This is a genomic window from Massilia sp. CT11-108, assembly GCF_047302915.1.
Classification (GTDB): Bacteria; Pseudomonadota; Gammaproteobacteria; order Burkholderiales; family Burkholderiaceae_D; genus Telluria; species Telluria orientalis.
In genome coordinates, this window is sequence record NZ_JBKYMO010000385.1 from 1 (window position 1) to 5372 (window position 5372).

General features: G+C 67.7%; 6 protein-coding genes. 2 read left to right on the plus strand and 4 right to left on the minus strand.

Features of this window, described 5'->3' with window-relative positions; translation table 11 throughout:
* On the minus strand, window positions 1–480 hold a 480-nt coding region (locus tag ACEN88_RS23505), incomplete at its 3' end, for a DUF6597 domain-containing transcriptional factor (RefSeq protein WP_413343536.1).
* Window positions 481–744: 264 nt separating this feature from the next.
* Here ACEN88_RS23505 and ACEN88_RS23510 point away from each other — a divergent pair.
* A complete protein-coding gene (locus ACEN88_RS23510; RefSeq protein ID WP_413343538.1) occupies window positions 745–1332 on the plus strand; it encodes a hypothetical protein in 588 nt (195 codons plus the stop codon).
* A 2-nt stretch (window positions 1333–1334) separates the two neighbouring features.
* Here the strand turns inward: ACEN88_RS23510 and ACEN88_RS23515 are convergent, their stop codons facing one another.
* Window positions 1335–1925, minus strand: a complete 591-nt coding sequence (locus tag ACEN88_RS23515) for a protein-S-isoprenylcysteine O-methyltransferase (RefSeq protein WP_413343540.1) — start codon at window positions 1923–1925, stop codon at window positions 1335–1337.
* Window positions 1926–2043: 118 nt separating this feature from the next.
* On the opposite strand from ACEN88_RS23515, the gene ACEN88_RS23520 reads away from it, so the two are divergent.
* Window positions 2044–2397: a translation initiation factor Sui1 gene (locus tag ACEN88_RS23520; RefSeq protein ID WP_413343542.1), complete on the plus strand. Its 354-nt coding sequence runs from the start codon at window positions 2044–2046 to the stop codon at window positions 2395–2397.
* Here the strand turns inward: ACEN88_RS23520 and ACEN88_RS23525 are convergent, their stop codons facing one another.
* The gene (locus ACEN88_RS23525; RefSeq protein WP_413343544.1) at window positions 2398–4770 is read right to left on the minus strand and encodes a DNA polymerase II; all 2373 of its coding nucleotides are present in this window, start codon (window positions 4768–4770) and stop codon (window positions 2398–2400) included.
* Window positions 4771–4774: 4 nt separating this feature from the next.
* Window positions 4775–5372: ferritin-like domain-containing protein (locus ACEN88_RS23530; protein ID WP_413343546.1), on the minus strand; the 598-nt coding region annotated here is incomplete at its 5' end.

Sequence of the window (5372 nt, forward strand, 5' to 3'; positions counted from 1 at the left end):
TGCCTCGAGCCGCAGGACGGCTGCCCGCGCGAGCGCATCCGTCCGCGCCGGTCCGCGCGTACGCAGGCGCGCGAGCAAGGCCTGTTCGATGACGGCGAGGCGCTGTGCCGCCGTGCGCTCGTGCTCCCACAATCCGGCCGCCAGCGCTTCCGCGTCGGCACGCGGCCACAGGTCGGCCAGGGCCGGATGGCCGTCCTGCAATTCGGACAGCGGGACGTCGACGAAGGCACGCGCGGCGCCGGGCAGGAAGCGCACGGCCACCGTCAGCACCGGATCACGCATCTCGACATGGTGCGGACGCGACATCATGCCCGCCACCTTGCCGAGCGGCGAGGAATCTTGCCACAGGATGTCGATGCAATTGTCGGGCAGCACGCGCGTGCGCACGGGCGCACCGTCCGGGACGGCGTGGCTCGTCCACAGGCAGGCCACATGGCCGGCCAGCGCGGGATGGGGCGGGAATTCGCGGTACAGGTGCATGGTGGCGTCAGTATGGCACGCGCCGTGCCGTGGCCTTCACGCCGGCCGCGATGGCGGCGGCAAGCTGGATCCATGGCCTGGATGATGTCGTCATGCACGTCTCCCGATGTCGAGCCGTGATGGTGCCACGGCCGCCACCGCCAAAGTGCACGCAATCTCACCCGGACCCTATCAGAATGGACAGGAAGGCCGCGCTGGCGGGTTGCGTATTGACGCCTATACTGACTTGATTCGTCTTCAGCCACCGACCCTGGGAGATACAGCATGAACGCAGCCCACCGCACCTGCCTTGCACTCGCCCTCGCCGCCGCCAGCGCGGCACCATACGCCGCCGCACCCGGCCCGTTCCCGGACAGCGACATGGACGCCGCCACCGCATTGAGCGACACCAACAGCCGCGCCATGCGCGGCCGCGAAATCGTGCCGCCCGGCGTGATCCTGAACCTGAAGGGCAAGCAGAGGAACCTCGTGTGGCAGGGCAGCTATATCGTCAACACGACGGGCTGCATCGACTGCCACACGCACCCGACGTATTCGCCCGGCGGCGATCCGTTCCAGGGCCAGCCCGAGCGCGTGAATGCCGAGCAATACATGTCCGGCGGGCGCCAGTTCGGCCCCTTCACGGCGCCGAACCTCACACCGGACAACGCGGGCCGCCCGGCCGGCCTCACGCGCGAGGAATTCGTGAAGACACTGCGCACGGGCCATAATCCGCACGACCCGGCCGGCCAGATCCTGCAGGTGATGCCGTGGCCGGCCGTCGGCAAGATGACGACGCGGGACCTGTACGCCATCTACGAATACCTGCGCGCGATCCCGTCGTTGCCGGACAACCCGAATCCGGGGCCCTGACCTTATTGCCTGATGGACGGCAGCAGGCGCTTGGTACGCGCCTTGTAGTCGGCATAGGCTTGGCCGAAATGCTCCAGCATCATGTCTTCCTCGTGCTCGATGCGCGAGGCATAGAGGATGCTGAATGCGAGCAGGAACGCCGGTCCCACAACCGCGTTCCCGATCAGCAGCAGTTGCGCGGTGGCGATGAGGAACAGGGCCGTGTACATCGGATGCCGTATGCGGCTGTAGATGCCTTCGGAGACCAGGTGGTGCGCTTCCTTGACCTGGAGCGTCGGCGAGAACTGCCGGCCCAGGTCGCGGTGCGATTTCCAGAACAGGAAGACGCCCAGCACCGCAAGCGCGGCGCCGGGGCCGCCGACGATGGGCCGTACCGCGTAGTCGGCGAAATCGAACCATGGCGTGAAGAGGTACAGGAACGGCAGCGTCGTCGACCCCGTGAACACGAGCAGCAGGCAAAACTTCTCGAACACCCCTTCGCGCGATTCGACGGCCCCGATCTTCCTGTTCCTGACTTCAAGCGGCGCGCGGATGGCGAAACAGGCACAGAACATCGCGAGAAAGACCGCATCGAACATGCCGGCATGATGCATGACCACCCCCTGTTGTTTTCATTGAACCTCGGGCCGGATAGTAACATCGTATTTACATTAGTGCACGACCGGGATGGGCTGGTAAACTCACGGGAATAGCCATCACTCACGACACACCATGAAGCATTCGAACGGAGGCCTCGTCTATTCCACCGAGAGCGGCCGCATGTGCCCCGGCTGCCGGCAACCGGTCGCGGCGTGCACCTGCAAGACCGGCACGGCACTCGTCGGCGACGGCAACGTGCGCGTCGCGCGCCAGACGAAGGGCCGCGGCGGCAAGGCCGTCACGCTCGTCAAGGGACTGGCGCTCGATGCCGCCGCCCTCGCCGCGCTGGGCAAGCAGCTGCGCACCGCGTGCGGTTCGGGCGGCACCGTGAAGGATGGCGTGATCGAGGTCCAGGGCGACCACTGCGACCGCATCATGGAAGAACTGACGAAGCTCGGCCACCGGCCGAAGCGCGCCGGCGGTTGATCAGAACAGCGCGCCCTGCGGACTGGTGAGCCTCGTGAAACTGTCGTTCATAAACGGCAGGATGCCGTCCGCGATCGGTTCCAGCTGCTTCGTCAGGTAGTGTTCGTAGTCGATGGGCGTGCGGCTCGTGTCCAGCGTCTCCAGCGGTTCCGGCCCCGCCGTCGTCATCACGTAGCGGATCCAGCCGCCGTTGCGGTATTGCGCGGGCCGGCCCTGGCGCACGTGGAACTCGTCGGCCGCGCGCGCCGCGCGCACGTGCGGCGGCACGTTGCGTTCGTACTCGACCAAAGGCCGGCGCAAGCGCTTGCGGTACACGAGCTGCCCGTCCAGGTCGCCCCGGAGGGTTCGCGCCACGTAGTCACGCACATAGTCCTCGTACGGCTCGCCGCGGAACACGCGCCCGTAGAGCTCCTGCTGGAACGCCTGCGCGAGCGGCGTCCAGTCCGTGCGCACCGTCTCCAGGCCCTTGAACACAAGGTCGTCGCTGCCGTCCTTGCGGCGCACGAGGCCCGCATAGCGTTTCTTGCTGCCCTCGTCCGAGCCGCGCACGGTGGGCATCAGGAACCGGCGGAAGTGCGTCTCGTATTCGAGTTCGAGCGCGCTTTCCAGGCGCAGTTCGTTCTGCAGATGATCGCGCCACCACGCGTTCACATGGTCCACGAGCGCGCGGCCGATGCGTTCCGCGGCGTCGTCCGCATGCGCGCGCCCGAGCCACACGAACGTCGAATCCGTGTCGCCGTAGATCACCTGGTAGCCCTGCGCCTCGATCAGTTCACGGGTGCGGTGCATGATCTCGTGGCCACGCATCGTGATCGACGACGCCAGGCGCGAGTCGAAGAACCGGCACGCCGTCGTGCCGAGCACCCCGTACATCGAGTTCATGATGATCTTTAAAGCCTGCGACAGCGGCGCGTTGCGTTCGCGCTTGGCGGCATCGCGGCCCTGCCACACGCGCGTGACGATGCCGGGCAGGCAGTGCTGCGTGCGCGAGAAGCGCGCGCCGCGGAAGCCCGGTACCGTGTCCGCGTCCGGCTCCTCGAGGCCCGCGACGAGGCCGACCGGATCGATCAGGAACGTGCGGATGATCGACGGGTACAGGCTTTTATAGTCCAGCACCAGCACCGAGTCGTACAGCCCGGAGCGCGAATCCATCACGAACCCGCCAGGACTGTCCGCGCCCGGCACGTCGCCGATGTTCGGCGCCACGCGGCCCAGCCGGTGCATCAGCGGGATGTACGCGTGCTCGAACGCGGCGACGGAACCGCCGCTGCGGTCGGCCGCCAGACCCGTCACGCTGGCGCGCTCCAGCAGGAAGGTCATCAGGCCCGATTTCGCGAAGATGCGCGTGACGAGCACGCAGTCCTGCAGGTTGTATGTCGCGAGTGCCGGCTTGTCCTCGGCGAACATGCGGTCGATTTCCGCCATGCGGTCGTACGGGTTGTCGATCGATTTGCCCTCGCCCAGCAGGCTTTGCGCCACGTGCTCCAGCGAGAACGACGGGAAGCTCCACGTCGCCCCGCGCAGCGCCTCGATGCCGTCGATGACGAGGCGCCCGGCGATACCGGCGAAGTAATGCTCCTGCCGGCCGCCGTGTTCGCGCCATTCGATCGCGCTGCCGTCGCGGCCCAGGCGCAGCGGGCGCTGCATCTGCTGCGCGTGCTGCTGCAGCACGCGCAGGTCGAACTGGACGAGGTTCCAGCCGATGATCGCGTCCGGATCGAAGCGCCGGATCCAGTCTTCCAGCCGGTCGAGCAGGTCGCGCCGCGTGGCCACGACCTCGTAGTCGAAATCGAGCCCGGACGCATCGCCATTCGCCGGCCCGAGCATGTAGACCTGGCGCTGGCCGCAACCCTCCAGCGCGATCGAGCGCAGCTCGCCCTGCATCGTCGTTTCGATGTCCAGCGAGACGGTCGACAGCACGGGGCGGTAGTCCTGGGCCGGCGTCAGGCGCGCATCCGCGAGCAGCTGCGGATCGTGCGGATCCTGCGTGCCCGTGAACGTGACGGGCGCCATGATGAAGCGCTCCATCAGGTAGCGTTCGGGCGGACGGATATCGGCTTCATAGACGTCGATGCCGTGCTCGCGCAGGCGCTTTTCCAGGCGCAGGAGGTGGCGGTACTGCGTGCAGTACAGGCCCAGCACGGGACGGTGACGGAAGTCGCACAGCGACAGCTCGCGCAGTTCCGCGCCCCGTTCGCGCGCGAGCAGCGGGCGCACCGTGTCGCCCTGCTCCGCCGGGACGAACGCGACGGCCGGCTGCGGCCCGAGACGCACGCGCCGTGGTCCATCCGGCGTCGCGAGCCAGAACTCGACTTCGACGCCGGCGTCCGTATCGCGCCAGTGGCGCGTCAGCAGGAACCCCTGCTTATCCATGGCATCAGGCATCCGCGAGACGGGCCAGTTCCACTTCGGTGAAACCGGCCTGGCGCCGCGCCTCCACGTTGAAGGGGCCCTTCAGCACGGGCGCCTTGTACTGCACCGTCAGCGCATCGTAGGTGGCGACCGGTTCCAGGCCGCGCTGGGCGCAGAGATAAAAATACCAGCGGTTGCCGATTTCCACGTGGCCCACCTCGTCGCGCAGCAGCACGTCGAGGATGCGCGCGGCCGCGTCGTCGCCGGCCTGCGCCAGCTTCGCGCGCAGCGGCGGGATGGCATCGAGGCCGCGCGCTTCCATCGTGCGCGGCACGAGGGCCATGCGCGCGAGGACGTCGCCACTCGTCTTCGCGACCATCTCCCACAGGCTGTCGTGGCCGGGGAAATCGCCATAGGCCCAGCCGAGCGTGCGCAAATGCGCCGCCAGCAGCGTGAAATGGTGGGCTTCCTCGGCCGCGACGCGCAGCCAGTCCGTGTAGTAGGCGTCCGGCATGCCCGGGAAGCGCCAGATCGCATCCAGCGCGAGGTTGACGGCATTGAACTCGATGTGGGCCAGCGCGTGGACGAGCATCGCGCGGCCTTCGTCCGTCGCCATCGAGCGA

Coding starts and splice junctions, on each gene's coding strand:
- ACEN88_RS23510 (WP_413343538.1), top strand. CDS start 745: ATGAACGCAGCCCACCGCACCTGCCTTGCACTCGCCCTCGCCGCCGCC.
- ACEN88_RS23515 (WP_413343540.1), bottom strand. CDS start 1,925: ATGCATCATGCCGGCATGTTCGATGCGGTCTTTCTCGCGATGTTCTGT.
- ACEN88_RS23520 (WP_413343542.1), top strand. CDS start 2,044: ATGAAGCATTCGAACGGAGGCCTCGTCTATTCCACCGAGAGCGGCCGC.
- ACEN88_RS23525 (WP_413343544.1), bottom strand. CDS start 4,770: ATGGATAAGCAGGGGTTCCTGCTGACGCGCCACTGGCGCGATACGGAC.